This is a genomic window from Xanthobacter autotrophicus ATCC 700552, from assembly GCF_043194565.1.
GTDB classification, from domain to species: domain Bacteria; phylum Pseudomonadota; class Alphaproteobacteria; order Rhizobiales; family Xanthobacteraceae; genus Xanthobacter; species Xanthobacter autotrophicus_F.
Genome location: NZ_JBAFVS010000003.1, coordinates 305,540 through 322,242, shown reverse-complemented (window position 1 = coordinate 322,242; position 16,703 = coordinate 305,540). Strand labels below are relative to the sequence as shown.

Annotated in this window: 18 protein-coding genes and 1 other RNA gene; 5 read left to right on the top strand and 14 right to left on the bottom strand. The window is 66.5% G+C overall.

What is annotated here, in order from left to right; translation table 11 throughout:
• Positions 1 to 145: 145 nt before the first annotated feature.
• The 8 genes from V5F48_RS05075 to map all read right to left on the bottom strand — a co-directional run bounded on the left by V5F48_RS05075 (position 146) and on the right by map (position 5,990).
• Complete coding sequence (locus tag V5F48_RS05075; protein WP_394040700.1) at positions 146 to 1,078, bottom strand: hypothetical protein; 933 nt, start codon at positions 1,076 to 1,078, stop codon at positions 146 to 148.
• 18 nt (positions 1,079 to 1,096) lie between these two features.
• Positions 1,097 to 1,945 (bottom strand): hypothetical protein, encoded by an 849-nt coding sequence (locus V5F48_RS05070; protein WP_394040698.1) that lies wholly within the window; start codon positions 1,943 to 1,945, stop codon positions 1,097 to 1,099.
• Entirely contained in the window at positions 1,945 to 2,319 is a 375-nt protein-coding gene (locus V5F48_RS05065) for an XRE family transcriptional regulator (protein ID WP_394040696.1), read from the bottom strand. Before V5F48_RS05065 ends, V5F48_RS05070 begins: the two co-directional genes overlap by 1 nt.
• A 4-nt stretch (positions 2,320 to 2,323) precedes the next feature.
• Entirely contained in the window at positions 2,324 to 2,689 is a 366-nt protein-coding gene (locus V5F48_RS05060) for a type II toxin-antitoxin system RelE/ParE family toxin (RefSeq protein ID WP_394040694.1), read from the bottom strand.
• Between the two features lie 41 nt (positions 2,690 to 2,730).
• The gene (locus tag V5F48_RS05055; RefSeq protein WP_394040692.1) at positions 2,731 to 3,150 is read right to left on the bottom strand and encodes a thermonuclease family protein; all 420 of its coding nucleotides are present in this window, start codon (positions 3,148 to 3,150) and stop codon (positions 2,731 to 2,733) included.
• Entirely contained in the window at positions 3,147 to 4,388 is a 1,242-nt protein-coding gene (locus tag V5F48_RS05050; RefSeq protein ID WP_394040690.1) for a tyrosine-type recombinase/integrase, read from the bottom strand. Before V5F48_RS05050 ends, V5F48_RS05055 begins: the two co-directional genes overlap by 4 nt.
• 182 nt (positions 4,389 to 4,570) lie before the next feature.
• Positions 4,571 to 5,143 carry a JAB domain-containing protein gene (locus tag V5F48_RS05045; protein ID WP_394040688.1) on the bottom strand — a complete coding sequence of 191 codons (573 nt, stop codon included), beginning with the start codon at positions 5,141 to 5,143 and terminating at the stop codon, positions 4,571 to 4,573.
• A 19-nt stretch (positions 5,144 to 5,162) separates the two neighbouring features.
• On the bottom strand, positions 5,163 to 5,990 hold the full coding sequence (map, locus tag V5F48_RS05040; RefSeq protein WP_394040686.1) for a type I methionyl aminopeptidase: 828 nt from the start codon (positions 5,988 to 5,990) through the stop codon (positions 5,163 to 5,165).
• Between the two features lie 200 nt (positions 5,991 to 6,190).
• Here map and mutL point away from each other — a divergent pair, with 200 nt between their 5' ends.
• On the top strand, positions 6,191 to 8,056 hold the full coding sequence (gene mutL, locus V5F48_RS05035) for a DNA mismatch repair endonuclease MutL (RefSeq protein ID WP_394040684.1): 1,866 nt from the start codon (positions 6,191 to 6,193) through the stop codon (positions 8,054 to 8,056).
• A 17-nt stretch (positions 8,057 to 8,073) separates the two neighbouring features.
• On the opposite strand, the gene V5F48_RS05030 is transcribed toward mutL, so the two are convergent.
• From V5F48_RS05030 to tolQ, 5 genes are all read right to left on the bottom strand, one after another.
• The gene (locus V5F48_RS05030) at positions 8,074 to 8,862 is read right to left on the bottom strand and encodes an inositol monophosphatase family protein (RefSeq protein WP_394040682.1); all 789 of its coding nucleotides are present in this window, start codon (positions 8,860 to 8,862) and stop codon (positions 8,074 to 8,076) included.
• A 247-nt stretch (positions 8,863 to 9,109) separates the two neighbouring features.
• The gene (tolB, locus tag V5F48_RS05025) at positions 9,110 to 10,459 is read right to left on the bottom strand and encodes a Tol-Pal system beta propeller repeat protein TolB (RefSeq protein WP_394040680.1); all 1,350 of its coding nucleotides are present in this window, start codon (positions 10,457 to 10,459) and stop codon (positions 9,110 to 9,112) included.
• 80 nt (positions 10,460 to 10,539) lie between these two features.
• Complete coding sequence (locus V5F48_RS05020; RefSeq protein ID WP_394040678.1) at positions 10,540 to 11,493, bottom strand: cell envelope biogenesis protein TolA; 954 nt, start codon at positions 11,491 to 11,493, stop codon at positions 10,540 to 10,542.
• Between the two features lie 7 nt (positions 11,494 to 11,500).
• Positions 11,501 to 11,959 (bottom strand): protein TolR, encoded by a 459-nt coding sequence (gene tolR / locus V5F48_RS05015; protein WP_282640179.1) that lies wholly within the window; start codon positions 11,957 to 11,959, stop codon positions 11,501 to 11,503.
• Positions 11,960 to 11,962: 3 nt separating this feature from the next.
• A complete protein-coding gene (gene tolQ, locus V5F48_RS05010) occupies positions 11,963 to 12,688 on the bottom strand; it encodes a protein TolQ (protein WP_394040730.1) in 726 nt (241 codons plus the stop codon).
• A 503-nt stretch (positions 12,689 to 13,191) separates the two neighbouring features.
• Between tolQ and ssrS the strand changes: the two genes are divergently transcribed.
• From ssrS to V5F48_RS04990, 4 genes are all read left to right on the top strand, one after another.
• Positions 13,192 to 13,346: non-coding RNA, 6S RNA (ssrS, locus tag V5F48_RS05005), on the top strand.
• Between the two features lie 27 nt (positions 13,347 to 13,373).
• Positions 13,374 to 13,961 (top strand): 5-formyltetrahydrofolate cyclo-ligase, encoded by a 588-nt coding sequence (locus V5F48_RS05000; protein WP_394040676.1) that lies wholly within the window; start codon positions 13,374 to 13,376, stop codon positions 13,959 to 13,961.
• Positions 13,962 to 14,000: 39 nt separating this feature from the next.
• A complete protein-coding gene (locus V5F48_RS04995; protein ID WP_394040674.1) occupies positions 14,001 to 14,822 on the top strand; it encodes a TIGR00282 family metallophosphoesterase in 822 nt (273 codons plus the stop codon).
• Between the two features lie 166 nt (positions 14,823 to 14,988).
• A complete protein-coding gene (locus tag V5F48_RS04990; protein ID WP_394040672.1) occupies positions 14,989 to 15,738 on the top strand; it encodes a YebC/PmpR family DNA-binding transcriptional regulator in 750 nt (249 codons plus the stop codon).
• Positions 15,739 to 15,884: 146 nt separating this feature from the next.
• Here V5F48_RS04990 and V5F48_RS04985 read toward each other — a convergent pair whose 3' ends face one another.
• Positions 15,885 to 16,313 carry a MerR family transcriptional regulator gene (locus V5F48_RS04985; RefSeq protein WP_394040670.1) on the bottom strand — a complete coding sequence of 143 codons (429 nt, stop codon included), beginning with the start codon at positions 16,311 to 16,313 and terminating at the stop codon, positions 15,885 to 15,887.
• Positions 16,314 to 16,703: the final 390 nt, after the last annotated feature.

Below are 16,703 nucleotides of genomic sequence, written 5' to 3'. Positions count from 1 at the left end.
CATACAGGGTGGCAGCCGGTTGGATCAGCGCCTCCTGGTGGCGTTCGATGGCTTCCTCGTTGAGTGTCTTAGCCATCGGCGCTCAAGGCACTGAATTCAGCAAGGAAGGCCGTCCCGATGTTTCATACGTCGATCGGCGTCGTGCTCATTCGGCCGCCGATGGTTCGATTTCTGGCTGCGGTGCGAGGATGTCGGTCGCTTCCCAATCCTCGCCATCGACGACGGTCACGAATTCTCGGTCCCAGACACCCCAGCGGACCGGCAACGGATGCCTAGCGAGAGGATTGTGGACATAGGTCAGCGGCCTGGTTCCGCGGGACAGATTGCCCAGGCTGACGCGAGACCACAGAACGCCGGAGACATCGGCAAAAGCCGGATCGAGGAAGGCGGTGCGCGGGATCGGCCCGCCTTGACGCGGGATCTCCGGCGCGCCGTGAAAACCTTGATCCACCACTTCGTCCGTCTCGCGGTCGATGGTGATGTAGGCGTCGCCGATCGGGAACAGGGACGACATGATCAGCGGCGGGCGCTCGGAGACATAGACCCCAAACCGGCTCGCGCTGATCGCGATGATGCGAACGTCATTCTGGCCGATGACACCTTCTCGCAGGTAGTCCTGAACTCTTTGGAATTTGGTCCAGAAGGCGCTGGTGGTCCGAAGTTGCGCCTGACGGATTGGTGCGGCGCTGAGGCCGCCGCCCTCGTTCATCGGCACAGGCCGGACAACCTGATCCGGGCCAGGGTCGCCTTCGTCCGGCGCGATGGCTTCGATCCAGATTCGGCCTTTGTCCGTCAGAACGCAGAGGTCGGGTTGACCGCCCTCGCGCAGGCGTTCGGAAACCGGCAGCAGACTGCGGCCGGCGTCGAGGAGGGTGCATCCAAGATACATTTCCCAGAAACGGCCGTCGACGTCGCGCGCAAAGCCATGGCGGAAATCCGGATCGGCATACGGCTCGTAGCGCTCCCACATTCGCTCGATGAGGTCGTGCAATTCCCTCTCGACTGGATGGTCAGCCGTCCTGAGGTTGACGAAGCCACGATCAAGGTTTGGTCCATCGAAGTCGAAAATGCGGGTCACGATCGTCTCTCTTGAGTTTTACACTACGCCTCGGCTGACGCGTTCGTGCTCCGCGATCAGAAACGTCAGGTAGCTGCGGATGAGGTTGCAATAAAGACGCGCCTCGTCGATGCCGAGAGCGAGGCCCTCTTTAAGATCGACGCCATGACGTACCCCGCCGCCAGTGGGCGACGACAGGTATCCATGGAGCGTCATCATCCAGTTCAGGATCTGCTCTTGGTGCCCTCGGCCGCGCTGGCGCAATTCGAGGATGATCTTGTTGAAGTAGCGCCCCTGGATGCTTCCATCGGCAACGTCGAGGCCTCTAAAGGCGGTTGCGATGGTTTCCAGCAGCCAGAGCACTTCCTGGACCCCCTGACGGCCGTTGCCCTCGCTCAGGAACCGCTGAGAAGCGTCGAGGGACTCGTGGATGAGGGCTCGCACCTGGACATCGAGCGACGGGGACGCGTCAGGAACGGTGATCGGAATGTGGACGCGGGTGGCGACCAGCATCGGAGGATTGAGCTGATAGCCGGCGTTGGCGTCGGCGAGGATGCGATTGATCCTCCCGGCTTCCGGTATCACCATCGCCGGATTGCGAGCCCAAAGTTCCTGGCATGCGTCCCAGAACGCTTCGATGAAGACCGGAGCGTTCTCACCGGCGCGTCCCATGTCTCGGTCGAGATCTTCGGAGGCGAACCGCTCGTTGGTGCTCGGCCAATACTCGGCGCTGGCTGCCGCACAGAATCGCGCTTTGAAATGCTCGAAAATGGCCTTCCGTTGCCCTTGTCCGCTGATGCGGTTGATAAGGTCGCGAAAGCCCTCTTGTACGGCGGGCTCTATCGCGCCGGGACTGTCGAACCGCCAATTGCCGTCGAACTGAAGCATCAAGAGCGGACTCTGGCGGCTTTCCGCACGCGGGCGCCGCGCGTGGGCGTATTCGATGCAATCACGTCGCCCAGGCTGTGAAGCTTGAGGGGCGGATGCGACGGCAGCTTCACGGTGAGTTCAAGCTTGCCGCCGATCGCCTCGACGTAGCTGCGCAACGTCGATAGATACATATCGGCCTGCTTTTCGATCTTCGAGACCGAGGGCTGTTTGATGTTCAAGGCACCGGCGACATCTTCCTGTGCCTTCCCCGCGATCTGCCGCAGCTCGCGCAGACCCTCGACCTCCAGCCGAAGCTCCTGGTAGCGGGCCTCGACCTGCTCCTGCTGGTCGCGGGGCAGCGAAGCGATGACGTCCGTGATGCTGCGTCCCATCGGGCTATCCCTTCTTTACGGATTTCAGGTTTTCCAGATGGTCGGAAAATCGCTTGTCCGCCTTTGCGATAAGCTGCTTGTAAAAGCGCTTCTGACTTCCGCCCGACTTGTCACCTGCTACAAGCAGGATTGCGTTTCGCTCTGGGTCGAAGGCAAAGGCTGTTCGCCACTCGCCGTCGGCCGCTGAAAAGCGCATTTCCTTCATGTTGAAGTGCTTCGAGCCCTTCAGCGTATCGACGTAAGGTCGACCAAGTTGCGGCCCGAATTCGGCCAGCAGCTTTGCGAGGGCGAGCATTTCGATCTGCACCTCGTTCGCGAAAGCCCGAAACTCCGCCTCGAAGGCGTCATGCAGTCTGACGTCCCAATTCATATAGCTTCCAGGCTATGTTAAGTCAATGGTGGAGGCCGGCATCAGTTGCCGCCCTCCGGCGCTCCGGCTTGGCGCAGCATGTCACCAATGGGCTGAGAGCCGACACGGCAGCGGGCAATGACACGGTCGAATGAGATCACGCGCCTGCTGCGGCCGCGCTCCGTCGTGCATGTCACCTCACGGTGAAGCGCAATGCGTTCGAGCGCGACCTTTCCTTGAGCCCCGCCGTCTTGGTGGAGCTCGGGGGCGTTGAAGTCGGCAAGCCTGACCTCGATCCAGGCGTTGGGGTCGGCCGTCCTGCCTACGCAAAGGCTGTCGCCATCACCGACATAGCGAACCGTGCCAGAGAACTGCACGCCAGCTTGGGCTGGCAGAGGTGCTTTGCACGGATCTGCATAGGCGGGGACGACCGGGCAGAGGAAAACAAGCATGCCGGCAAGAAGGAGAGGCCGGTGGCTCATGCCGCCGCCTTCATGCGCTTCTTCACAAGCATGGCGCGGACGAACTTGTCCCATTTCGCCATACCGGCGCGCTTTTCTACCATGTAGTGCCAACGGTCGTAGTGCTTGGAGCTGACATCTTGCAAAGCATGGTTCTGGAGGCGATCGCGGATTTCCTTCGAGACGCCCGCCTTGCCGGCCAGCGTCTTGAAGGTCCGGCGCAGGTCGCGGTTCGTGACATAGGGGATCACGCCGCGATCCCGCTGGCGCCACATGAACGAATAGAGCGTGCCATGGCTGACGGGTTTCGACGGGTCTTTGGCCGACGGGAAGAACCAGCCGTATTCGTTGACGTTGATGGATGCGAGCAGTTCAGCCGCCAACTCGGGTACCGGAATGGCATGAGGTAGATCGTTCTTGGTCTTGGACCAGTCGATGACCTTTTCCTTGGCGTCCCATTGGTCGATGTGGAGGCTCGCGATTTCCTCGACCCGCTGGCCGGTCAGCATGATGATCCTGACGGCACGGGTGTAAGGCGGATGAACTGGGGTGTCGGGGCATTCGAGCCAGCGATAGAGTTGGACGAACTCGTCTTCGTCGAGCCAGCGCGTGCCCTGGACCTTGGGTTCGGTCGGAATGCCTGCCGCCGGATTGAAGGGGATGCGGAAGCGGCGAGAGGACTGCTGCCGATAGTCGTTGTCGGACTTCATGCCCCAGCTAAAGGCGGCATGGACATAGGAGCGCACATGATCGGCCATCGATTTGGCACCGCGATCGTAGATCGGGCGGATCAGTTCGATGATTTCCTCAGTTTCGATCTCGCGAGCGAGGCGGTTGCGCCCGAGTGTGTCGGCGATCTTGTTGAGGCCTTTTTCGCTCTCCTTCCAGGATGATTTCCCAGCGGCCTTGAGCGCGGCAACGTAGCCAGCGAACAGATCGGCGATCGTACCAGGCCGCGTGTCGGTCGCGATCTTGATGCTCCGGCCCTTCTGAATGACGTCGGCGAAGTCGCGCTTGTAGATTTCGCGGGCCTGGGCGAGCGGCATCGACGGATAGGCGCCGATCTTCTTCTTGGTACGTTTGCCGTCACGCCATTGCTGCGCCATCCAGTCGGCAGTGACGCGCTTCGGCATGGGCTTGAGAACGAGGACGAGACGGCCTGTGCCGCGACCTTCGCCATCGGCGAGGTTCTCCTGCTTACGGCTGATCTCGACGCGCTTCAGCGCATGTCTGATCGCGGTATCGGTCAGGGCGGGCATGGCGTTTCCTCCTTTCCGGAACTGGGATCGGTCGAGGAGAAACGGGGGCGTTAGCTGGGAGCGGGAGGCCGGTTTCTACCCCTTTTACTACCCCCAATTTGCCGGAGCCGCCCCCTGTGCGCAATGACAAAATTGCGCGAATTTCCTAGTGATTGAGCGGATTTGAGCGTGATCTAGCGGGATCAGAATGAGTAAGTGGGATGGTTGTGGCAGAGGATGACGGCGGAGGCGGAGACCTCCAGCGCCCGCTTCACCACCTCGCGCGGATAGACCGGGGCGTGGTCCACGGTGCCGGTCTGCAGCACTTCGTCGGCGATCAGCTGGTTGCGCTTGTCGAGGAACAGCACGCGCACCTGCTCGCGGTCCGCATAGGCCATGGCGGTACGGCAATAATCGATGACCGCGCTCCAGGAGGACAGAACCGGCCGGCGCTTCACCTGCCCCTTGGCGAGGCGCTGGGCCGCCGCTTCCACCACCTTTAGCTCGGTAATGATGGCGTCCTTCACGCCCGGGACCTCGGCGAGCAGGCCGGGGGGCGCGGCCACCACCTCGGCGAAGGAGCCGAAGCGGTCTACCAGCGCCTTGGCCAAAGGCTTCACATCCCGCCGCGGCACGGCGCGGAACAGCACCAGCTCCAGCAGCTCATAATCGGCGAGGGCCAGCGCCCCCGCCTCGCGGAAGCGCGCGCGCAAACGGTCGCGATGCCCGTGGAAATGGGGCGCGTCATTCAGGCCGTCTTCCGGCGCCTCGGCCATAAGCGTGTCCGGCTCTTCCTCAGGCGGCGGTGTAAGGCGGCTGGTGATAGCCCTTGGGGCTCAGGGTGAAGATCTCGACGCCGGTCTCGGTCACGCCGACGGCGTGCTCGAACTGGGCCGAGAGGGAACGGTCGCGGGTGACGGCGGTCCAACCGTCGGACAGCACCTTCACGTGGGGGCGGCCCAGGTTGATCATGGGTTCCACGGTGAAGATCATGCCCGGCATCAGCTTGGGACCCTCGCCGCGGCGGCCCACATGCACGATGTTGGGCTCGTCGTGGAACACCTGCCCGACGCCGTGGCCGCAGAAATCGCGCACCACGCTCATGTGCTGCGGCTCCACGAAATCCTGGATGGCGGCGCCGATGTCGCCCACATGGCCACCGGGGCGGATGGCGGCGATGCCGAGCATCATGGCGTCATAGGTGACTTCCAGCAGCCGCTCGGCGCGGCGGGGGATGGCGCCCACGGGATACATGCGGCTCGAATCGCCGTACCAGCCATCGAGCACCAGCGTCACGTCCACGTTCACGATGTCGCCCTCGCGCAGCGGGCGGGCATTGGGCATGCCGTGGCACACCACATGGTTCACCGAGGTGCAGACGCTGAAGCGGTAGCCGCGATACATCAGTGTCGCCGGATAGGCGCCCTGATCCATGGCGAACTCGAAGATCAGCCGGTCAATGGCATCGGTGGTGACGCCGGGCGCCACCATCTCGGCCACGGCGTCGAGCGCCTGCGCGGCGAGTTGCCCCGCCTTGCGCATGCCCTCAAAGCCTTCCGGCCCGTAGAGCTTGATATGGCCGGTCTTGCGCAGCGGCGCATTGGCCGCCTCAACATAGGTCATGGGTCACGCCTTCAGGGCTGCGCCTTTCGCGCCGCCGCTCACGAAATATCTCTTCCCACAGATTTAGGCCAAGCGGGCGGCAAAGCAAGCTTCGCTCTGTTTCTGCCGGCGGCGGCCCACTGGAAGAGGACCTGCCGGCGGCTTCGCGCGGCCGCCACGGGGCCTTAAGATCACCGATCCCGAATCGTGCCGAAGCCGCCATGCTCATCCGTCGCCTGCCTCCCGTGCTCATCGACCGCATCGCCGCCGGCGAAGTGGTGGAGCGGCCGGCTGCCGTGGTGAAGGAACTGGTGGAGAACGCGCTCGATGCCGGCGCGCGCGCCATCGAGGTGGTAATCCAGGGCGGCGGCCGGCGCCTCGTGCGGGTCACCGACGACGGCAGCGGCATGGGGCCGGATGATCTGGCCCTGTGCGTGGAGCGCCACGCCACCTCCAAGCTCGACGGCGAGGACCTGCTTTCCATCTCCACCCTCGGCTTCCGGGGGGAGGCGCTGCCCTCCATCGGATCGGTGGCGCATCTTTCCATCGCCAGCCGGCCGAAGGATGCGGCCCATGCCTTCGAGGTGCGGGTGGACGGTGGGGTGGTCACCCCGCCCCGGCCAGCTGCTTTGGGTGGTGGTACGCGGGTGGAGGTGCGGGACCTGTTCTATGCCACGCCGGCCCGCCTGAAGTTCCTGAAGTCCGATCGGGCCGAGGGCGCGGCGGCGGCAGATGTGGTGCGCCGCCTGGCGCTGGCGCGGCCGGACGTGGCCTTCACCCTGGTCACCGACGAGCGCGCCGCGGTGACCTTCCCGGTCCGCGCCGATGACGAGCAGGGCCGAGCCGCGCGCCTCGCCGACGTGCTGGGGGCGGAGGCGGGGCGCAATGTGGTGGCGGTCAACGGCATCCGCGACGACGTGGTGCTGGAGGGCCTCGCCGGCCTGCCCACCTTCTCCAAGGCCAATTCGCTCAGCCAATACCTGTTCGTGAACGGCCGCCCGGTGCGCGACAAGCTGCTGATGGGGGCGGTGCGCGCGGCCTATGCGGACCTGTTGCCGTCGGACCGCTATCCGGTGCTGGCGCTGTTCATCAGCCTCGACCCGCGCGACGTGGATGTGAACGTGCACCCGGCGAAGACCGAGGTGCGCTTCCGCGACGGCGGCAATGTGCGCGCGCTGATCGTGCGCACCCTGTCCGATGCGCTGGGCGCGCGCATCCCCTCCACCGCCGGCACCATGGCCGACCGGCTGGTGGCGCTGGCCCGCACGCCGGAGTTGGGCGCGCGGCTCTCGCCCGCCGCGCCGTTCGCTGCCCCCGGCGGCGGGGCCTTCGCGGGCTTCCGGCCGGCGCCGGCCCTCGACTATGACTGGCGCCAGTCGCCCGCCCGGCCGATGCCATCCGGGCTTGGCCAAGGGCTGGGCGAGGAGGAGCAGGCGCGCCTCGACATCGCCGAGCCCTCGGCGGATGCGCGGGCCGATGCGGCGCCCCTCTCCGCCGTCGACCTCGACCGGCCGCTGGGGGCGGCGCGGGCGCAGTTGCACGAGACCTACATCGTCGCCCAGACCCGCGACGGCCTCGTCCTCGTGGACCAGCATGCGGCCCACGAGCGCCTCGTCTATGAGAAGCTGAAGGCGGCGCTGGAGCGCGACGGCGTCGGCCGGCAGGGCTTGCTGATCCCGGCGGTGGTGGACCTCGACCCCGCCGACGCGGACCGCCTCACCGAGCGCGCCGCCGATCTTGCGGCTCTGGGGCTGGTGCTGGAGAGCTTCGGTCCTGGCGCGGTGCTGGTGCGGGAAGTGCCGGCGCTGCTGAAGGACGCCGACGTGACCCGCCTCGTCACCGACCTCGCCGAGCACGCCGCCGAATGGGACGACGCTTTGCCGCTGGAACGGCGCCTGCTCCATGTGGCCGCCACCATGGCCTGCCACGGCTCGGTTCGTGCCGGACGGCGCCTGAAGGTGGAGGAGATGAACGCGCTGCTGCGCGAGATGGAGGAGACGCCCAACGCCGGCGAGTGCAACCACGGCCGGCCGACCTTCGTCACCCTGTCGCTGAAGGATGTGGAGAAGCTGTTCGCGCGGCGCTGAGGCAGTATGGTCCTGCCTCAGGCGCTCTTCAGCAGGCGCATGAGGTCGGAGCGGATGATCTCGTTGCCGGCGATGACCGAGCCCTTGTCGAGCATCTTGTCGCCGTCCGAAAGGTCGGTGACGATGCCGCCCGCCTCGCGCACCATCACGATGCCCGCCGCCATGTCCCACGCCGAGAGGTCGCGCTCCCAGAAGGCATCGAAGCGGCCCGAGGCCACCCAGGCGAGGTCGATGGCGGCCGATCCGGTGCGGCGCAGGCCCGAGACCTGGCCCTGCACCTTCTCCAGCTCGCGGTTGAACTTGGCATGGTCGCCGCGGCCCATGTGCGGCAGGCCGCAGCACACCACGGTGTCGGCCAGCTTCTTGCGGCCCGCGACCCGCAGGCGCCGGTCGTTGAGATAGGCGCCCTGGCCGCTCTCGGCCACGTAAAGCTCGTCCATCACCGGATTGAAGATGACGCCCGCCACCGGTACCCCGTTGCGCACCAGCGCCAGCGAGATGGAGAAGATGGGGATGCCGTGCAGGAAATTGGTGGTGCCGTCGAGGGGGTCCACCACCCACACGTTGGAGGTGTCGGCGCCTTCCACCGCGCCGCTTTCCTCCATGAGAAAGCTGTAGGTGGGCCGTACCCGCAGCAGCTCGGCGTGGAGCGTTTCTTCCGACTTGCGGTCGGCGGCGGAGACGAAATCGCCCGGCCCCTTCATGGAAACCTGAAGCTGCTCCACCTCGCCGAAGTCGCGGGCGAGCGCCCGGCCGGCCTTGCGGACGGCCTGGACCATGACGGTGATGAGGGGCGTGCGGATCATCGGGAAACCTGAAATTGCGGCCGCGGCCGGCGCGGGGGGCGCCGTGGCCTGCGGCCGGGGAAAGGGTTGGGTGAGCGTGTGCCCGCCTGCGGCGTGGCCGTCAAGCGGCGGGGGTGCTGGGTCGTGTTTCAGTTTGAAACGGGGCACCGCCGCCACTCCCTCTCCCGCAAGCGGGAGAGGGGGCCACGTCGTGTTTGCGGGAGAGGGAGCAGAAGGACCCCAAGGGGAGGCGGATTCGCCGCCGTCCTCAGGAGCGCAGCGGCGACCAGGCGGGGTCGGAGGCGTAGCTCGGGGTGGGCACGCGCTGCTCGTTGTAGCCGGTCACGTCCACCGAATAGAGCGACGGTCCGGAGGCGCCGCCGGGGTCGCGGAAGAACATGAGGACGCGGCCGTTGGGCGCGAACGTCGGCCCCTCGTTGTGGTAGCCCTCGGTGAGCACGCGCTCGCCCGAGCCATCGGTGCGCATGACGCCGATGGCGAAGCGCCCGTCGCCCTGGCGGGTGAAGGCGATCCAGTCGCCCTTGGGCGACCACACCGGGGTCGAGTAGCGCGCATTGCCAAACGAGATGCGCCGGGCGCCGGAGCCGTCGGCATTCATCACATAGATCTGCGAGGTGCCGCCGCGGTCGCTCTCGAAGCAGATCTGCCGGCCGTCCGGCGAATAGCAGGGGGCGGTGTCGATGGCAGCGGTGTCGGTGAGGCGGGTGGTGGCGCGCGAGCGCAGGTCCATGACGAAGATGTTGGAGTTGCCGCCCTGCTGCAGGCTCATGATCACCCGCTGACCGTCGGGGGCGAAGCGCGGCGAGAAGCTCATGCCCGGGAAGTTGCCGACGATCTCGCGCTGGCCGGTCTCGATGTTCAGCAGGAACACCTTGGGGTCACCCGCCCCATAGGACATGTAGGTGATTTCCTGGCTGGTGGGCGAGAAGCGCGGGGTGAGCACGAGGCCGTCGCCACGCGACAGATAGCTCACGTTGGCGCCGTCCTGGTCCATGATGGCGAGGCGCTTGACCCGCCGCTCCTTCGGCCCGCTCTCGTCCACGAACACGATGCGGGTGTCGAAATAGCCCTTCTCGCCGGTCATCTTCTCATAGATGGCGTCGGCGATGATGTGGGCGATGCGGCGCCAGTTGTCGGGCTGGGCCACGAACTGCTGGGCGGCGAGCTGCTGGCCGGCGAACACGTCCCACAGGCGGAACACCACCTGGAAGCGCCCGTCCGCCTGACGGGTGACGCGGCCGGTGAGCAGCGCCTGGGCATTGATGACGCGCCAGTCCTGGAAGCGCGGCGTATCCGGATTGGTGATCTGCTCCACGAACGCCTTGGGGTCGATGGGCGCGAACAGGCCCGAGCGCCGCAGGTCGGCGGTGATGACGCCGGAAATGTTGCGGCCGATCTCCGGCTCGCCGAGCAGGTCGGTGATGGCGATGGGGATGGGCTTGAAGGCGCCGGGGGTGAGGTCGATGCGCGGCTGCGCGGCATCGGCCACGCCCGCGCCCAGTCCGGAGCCGAGGCCGGCGAGGCTCGCGGCGAGGCCGGTCTTGATGAATGCCCGGCGTCCCATCCCGAGCATGGCCGGCCGTCCGAACCCGTTCATTTATATCCCTCGTTTTCCATGCGCTGCGCCGTGCGCCGCCATCTCGATCGGGAGCCCGCGTGCTCCGTCCGGACGCGGCATCAGCGGCTGAACAGCTTGTCGTTGAGCGTGATCGGAAGCGTCTTCCAATTGGCGTAGGTTTCCGGGCGGAACATCTTGTAGGGCTGGCAGGCCATGATCGCGCGGATCCCGTTCATGGCATAGGCCTGGAACGCCGGCTGCCCGGAGCCTGCCTGGCCCGGCTCGATCTGGGGCGCGCCCGCAACCGTGCCGTCCTTGTTGAGGTAGATGTTCACATCCACCCGGATGTTGCGGTCGAGATTGCCGCCGTCGGTGGACCAGCACTCCATCACCCGGCGCCGGAAGGCGTCGATCTCGCTGGCGGTCAGCTGCTGGCCCTCGCCGCGCGGCGAGCCCAGCGAGGAGGTGGTGGACACCTGCTCCGCGCTCGCCACCTGGCGGGAGGGGGCGCGCTTGTCCAGAAGCTGCTTGATCTGGTCGGTGTTGAACTCGCTCGGCGTGGCGTTCGCTTCCACCGGCTTGGGCTGCTCCTTGGGCGGCGCAGGCTTGCGCGGCGGCAAGGGCGCGGCGGCGGCCTCGGTCTTCGCCTCGTCCTTGGGCTGCTCCTGCTTCTTCTGCTCGGGCTTGGGCGCCAGCTCCGCCTGTTCCTTGGGCGGGGCGGGCTCCACCTTCGCCGGCGCGGCCTCCTTCGGCAGCGGCTCCACCTTGGGGGGGGGCGGCGGCGGGGGAGGGGGCGGGGCGGTGGCTTCCACCGGCGCCTTTTCGCTCGCCTTCAGCTTGGCGTCCTCGACGGGGGTGGGATCGCCCACCTTCTCGGCAATCTGCTTGGGCTTGTCGAGCTTGGGCGCGTTGCGGGCACCCTTGGTGAGCTTGGTGTATTCGGAGATGGAGACCACATCCACCGGCAGCGATTCCGTCATGGGCTCAAACGGCTTCGCCCCGGTGAAAGACACCAGGGTGAGAACGATGACGCCCGCGTGCAGGAGCGTCGATGCCGCAATCCCCGCGCGCATCGGCCCGTCAGCCTCCCTGTTCCACTTCGGTGACGAGCGCCACCTTTTTGAAGCCCGCGCCCGACAGGCGCCCCATGACCCGCATGATCGCCCCGTAATTGGCCTTCCTGTCGCCGCGCACGAAGACGCGCTCGTCAAAGCCGCCGCGGGCCTGGGTCACCGCTTGCAACTTCGAGACCAGATCCTCGTATTTGATCTCGCTGTCGCCGAGGAAGATCTGCCCGTTTTCCTTCACCGAGAGGGTGATGGGTTCCTTATTGTCCTGGTTCACCGCGCTCGCCTGCGTCTGCGGCAGGTCGATGGGCACGCCCACGGTGAGCAGCGGCGCCGCCACCATGAAGATGATGAGCAGCACCAGCATGACATCCACCATGGGCGTCACGTTGATCTCGGCCATCACGGGCGGCGCACGACGGCGCGAACGCCGGCTCTGCCATCCTCCCGCTCCGCCTCCCGCCATGCCCATGGATCAGCCCCGCTCGTCGATCTGGCGTGAGAGGATCGCGGAGAACTCGTCCGCAAATCCCTCCAGCCGCTGGGCCTGACGCCCGGTCTGGGAAATGAACTTGTTGTAGAAAATCGTCGCGGGGATGGCCGCAATGAGGCCCATCGCGGTCGCGAACAGGGCTTCGGCGATGCCCGGCGCCACCACCGCCAGCGAGGTATTCTTGGAGGCGGCGATGGACTGGAACGAGGTCATGATGCCCCAGACCGTGCCGAACAGGCCGATGAACGGCCCCGCCGAGCCCACGGTGGCCAGCACCAGCAGGCGCGATTCGAGCCGCTCCACCTCGCGGGCGATGGTCACGTTCATCACCTTGTCGAGGCGCTGGTTGAGGCCGGCAAACGAGCGGGCGCTGCCCTCATAGGTGCGCTTCCACTCGCGCATGGCGGCGACGAAGATGGCGGCCATGCCCTGGTTCGAGCGCCCGGCCAGGGTGCGGTAGAGGTCTTCCAGGCTCTGGCCGGACCAGAACACCTGCTCGAAGCGGTCCATCTCGCGCTTGTTGCGGGAGAACAGCAGCGACTTGTCGATGATGATGGCCCACACCCAGATGGATGCGGTGATGAGGCCGATCATCACCAGCTTCACGACGAAATGGGCCTGCAGGAACAGGCCGAGGAAGGAAATGTCGGCCGAGGGCGCCGCCAGCGGGGCCTGGGTGAGGTCCTGCGCGACGCCCGCCGTCGGCAGCAGCGCCAGGGCTACGGCCACGGCGAGGCCCGCCGCAGCCAGCGGCGCGGGGCGCAGGCGGGACACGATGCCGGAACGGCGTGTCAAATCAGTCATTCTCGGCTCCGCTGCCCCTCCCGTGCGGAAGAGGTGCTTCTGCGCTCGGGCGCCGGGCATGTGCCCGGCCCAAAGCCTCCGGCTCCCGGGGGCGGCGCGCTGCCGCTCGGAAACGTCTCGGCCACAAACCCGTTCGAAGTTCGCTGGCTCTTTGAGCGAGCGAGTCTGTCCAAACTTTGACGGGCCGACCGGTTCGTGCTGCGGCGCGAAAGCTTCGCGGCACGCAGGAAGCTGTGCACGAACAGGCTTAATGGCTGGTTAGCACCGGGCCGAACGTGGCGGATTGCGGCGCGTTTCCGCCGGATGGGGGGCTTTCCCGCCTCTCAAAGCGTCTCTCGAAGCGTCTTCCGGGGCCGATCACGCTGTTGGGGCTGGCGCTTGGTCGACCGGGTGCCTACATTGGTGAGGCGGGGCTGCGGGGCACGTTAAGGAGACATTTCCCCGGGGCCTTATCGATCCTTAAGGGAGCTGTCCCTGACCTTGTCCCTGGACTTGGACACACGGCGCCCACCTACGTTGTAGGTTCCCGGGATCGAACTCCGACGGCTTCTGTGGCTCCGCACATTTCCTGACACAGCCGACTTCTCCCATGGACATCGCCGCCGAAAAGAAACGCCTGCGCGCCCTCGCGCTCGGTCGTCGCGCGGCCATGGGCGAGCAACTCCGCGCAGAGGCGTCCCGTGCGGCCGCTCGCCATGCCCTGGCCGCCGCAGGCGCGGTGGAGGGGCGATCCGTCGCCTTGTTCGCGCCGTTCCGGGACGAGATCGACACCGCGCCCCTCGCGGACGCCCTGCGCGAGGCCGGTGCCGTGCTGGCCCTTCCCGTCATCATCGCCCGCGACCAGCCGCTCCTGTTCCGCCGCTGGGACAGGGACGCGGCGCTGTTCCCCTCGGGCGCGTTCCGCATTCCCGAGCCGGGGCGTGAGGCGCCGGACATCACCCCCGACCTGCTGCTGGTGCCGTTGGCCGCCTTCGACCGGCGCGGCTTCCGCATCGGCTACGGCGCCGGCTTCTACGACCGCACCCTCGCCTTGCTGCGGGCGCAGCGGCCGGTGCGCGCCATCGGCTTTGCCTTCGCATGCCAGGAAGTGGCTGAGGTGCCCGTCGAGACCCATGACGAGCCGGTGGACATGATGGTAACGGAGATCGAAGCTTGGGCCGTCGGCCCGCGCGCCTGATCCGGCCCTCGGCCCCCGCTGCTTATCGGACCCTCCTGAATGCGTATCCTGTTCCTTGGTGATGTGGTCGGCCGTCCCGGCCGGGAATGCGTCGTCTCCCGCCTGCCGGGCCTCGTGAGCGACTGGAAGCTCGACCTCGTGGTGGTGAACGGGGAAAATGCCGCCGGCGGCTTCGGCATCACCGAAGCCATCTATGGCGAGATCATCGCCGCCGGGGCCGATGCCATCACCCTCGGCAACCACGCCTTCGACCAGCGCGAAGCCCTCGTCTTCATCGAGCGGGCGCCGGCATTGGTGCGGCCCATGAACTATCCCGCCGGCACGCCGGGACGCGGCGCCGCCCTGGTGGAGGCGAAGAACGGCGCCCGGGTGCTGGTGATGAACGTCATGGGCCGGGTGTTCATGGACCCGCTGGACGATCCCTTCGCCGCCCTCGACCGGGCGCTGGATGGCGCGGCATTGGGCGAGATGGTGGACGCGGTGGTGGTGGACGTGCACGCCGAGACCACCAGCGAGAAGCAGGCCATCGGCCATCATTGCGACGGGCGGGCCTCCCTGGTGGTGGGCACCCACACCCATGTGCCCACCGCCGATTACCGTATTCTCTCCGGCGGCACCGCCTACATGACCGATGCCGGCATGTGCGGCGCCTATGACGGCGTCATCGGCATGGACAAGGAAGAGCCCCTGCGCCGCTTCACCCGCAAGCTCGCCTCCGGCCGGTTCGAGCCGGCGACGGGGCCCGGCACTCTCTCGGGCGTGGCGGTGGAGACCGACGACCGCACCGGCCTTGCCGTGCGGGTCGGCGCGGTGCGCCTCGGCGCCGGATTGGAAGAGGCGCGGCCGGTCTTCTGGGTCTGACGTAAGGGAATGCGGGGACGGCACCGCGGGCCGGCGTCATGCTGCACCCGCTTTCTTGCGCTTTTGGTTGCAGCGGACCTATAAGGCCGGCTCCAGTCAACACGATCGGTCCGGGCAGCGCTGCAGCGGCGGGGCGCGGGATCGGCATCCAAGGAATGGTGGCGGCATGGCCGGGCATTCGCAATTCAAGAACATCATGCACCGCAAGGGGCGGCAGGATGCGATGCGCTCCAAGCTGTTCTCCAAGCTGGCGCGCGAAATCACCGTCTCGGCCAAGATGGGCCTGCCTGATCCCAACATGAACGCGCGCCTGCGCGCCGCCATCCTCGCGGCCCGCGCCGAGAACATGCCCAAGGACAATATCGAGCGCGCCATCAAGAAGGCGGCGGGCGCCGATGGCGAGAATTACGACGAGATCCGTTACGAGGGCTACGGCCCCGGTGGCGTCGCGGTCATCGTCGAGGCGCTGACCGACAACCGCAACCGCACCGCTTCGGAAGTGCGGTCCTTCTTCACCAAGTCCGGCGGCAACCTCGCCGAGACCGGCTCGGTGTCCTTCATGTTCGACCGGATGGGCGCCATCGAGTTCGCCCCGGAGAAGGCCGACGCCGATGCCATGATGGAAGCCGCCATCGAAGCCGGCGCCGACGACGTGACCTCCTCCGAGCACGGCCACGAGGTGGTGTGCGCGGCGGAAAGCCTCGCGGAAGTGCAGCGGGCGCTGGAAGCGAAGTTCGGTGAGCCGAAGAAGGCGGCGCTGATCTGGCGGCCGCAGAACACCGTCGCGGTGGACGACGAGACCGGCGAGAAGCTGCTGCGCCTCGTGGAGAATCTCGAGGACAACGACGACGTGCAGAACGTCACCGCCAATTTCGAGCTGTCCGACGCCCTGCTGGCCAAATTGAACGCGGAGTGAAGCCTGAGCGCCACCCGGGCGGGTGGCGGCTCAGGCGCGCCCTCTTTGATCCAAAATAAAAAAGGCACGGACCGACCGGTCCGTGCCTTTTGCTTGGGCGGATGCACCAGTCGGGCTGCTCCGACCGGGCCGAACCCGGATTTCAATCAGGCGGCGAGGGTCGTCGCCATGTTTTTCAGCTCATTGATGGCGGCGTCGATCTCCGTGCGCTGGCGCTCAAGCTGGGCGAGCTGGGACAGGCAGCGGTCGCGGGTCAGCGTCAGGCTGGCTTCCTCACCGTCATGGGCGGCGACCAGGGCGCGGATTTCGGCCAGGGTGAAGCCAAGGTGCTTGCCCTTCAGGATGACCGCCAGGCGGCGGCGGTCGGCTTCCGAGTACAGGCGGGTCATGCCGTCGCGACGCGGCGAGAGCAGGCCCTTGTCCTCATAGAAGCGCAGCGCCCGCAGGGTGATGCCGAACTCGCGAGCGAGGTCGCCGATGCTGAAGAGAGCACCCTCGCGAGCGCCCTCCGCGACCGCCGGGCCGGTGTGAAATGCCGGGGTCACGCCCCCCTGCTCGAAGGTATTGGCATCCATACGTCTGGTTCCCTTCGCATCCCCGGGCCGCCGCAGGGCGATCAGCACGGGAATTTGGATCGATCTGCGTTCCGAATTGCGTCGTCGCGGCATGCCGCAGCGCAAACGAGACTTAACCTCCAGCCGGCTCCGAGGGGAGGCTTTGCGGGCTACCGTTGGGGAAAGTAACAGTTACAACATAAGTATCTCAATGACTTAGTTGATCCCTCGCAGGCCCCTCCCGGTGACGTAGCGGCACCTTGGACGTCAACGGGCGGCTGGTTCGCGCGCGCCAGGCCCGTCATCGACGGTGGGATTCTGGCAAATCGACGCGCCGTTAACCGTGGATTTACCAAGAATTGAAACCCTCTGTTCAGTGAATCACCGCGAACGGGCACGGTAATAAGAAAC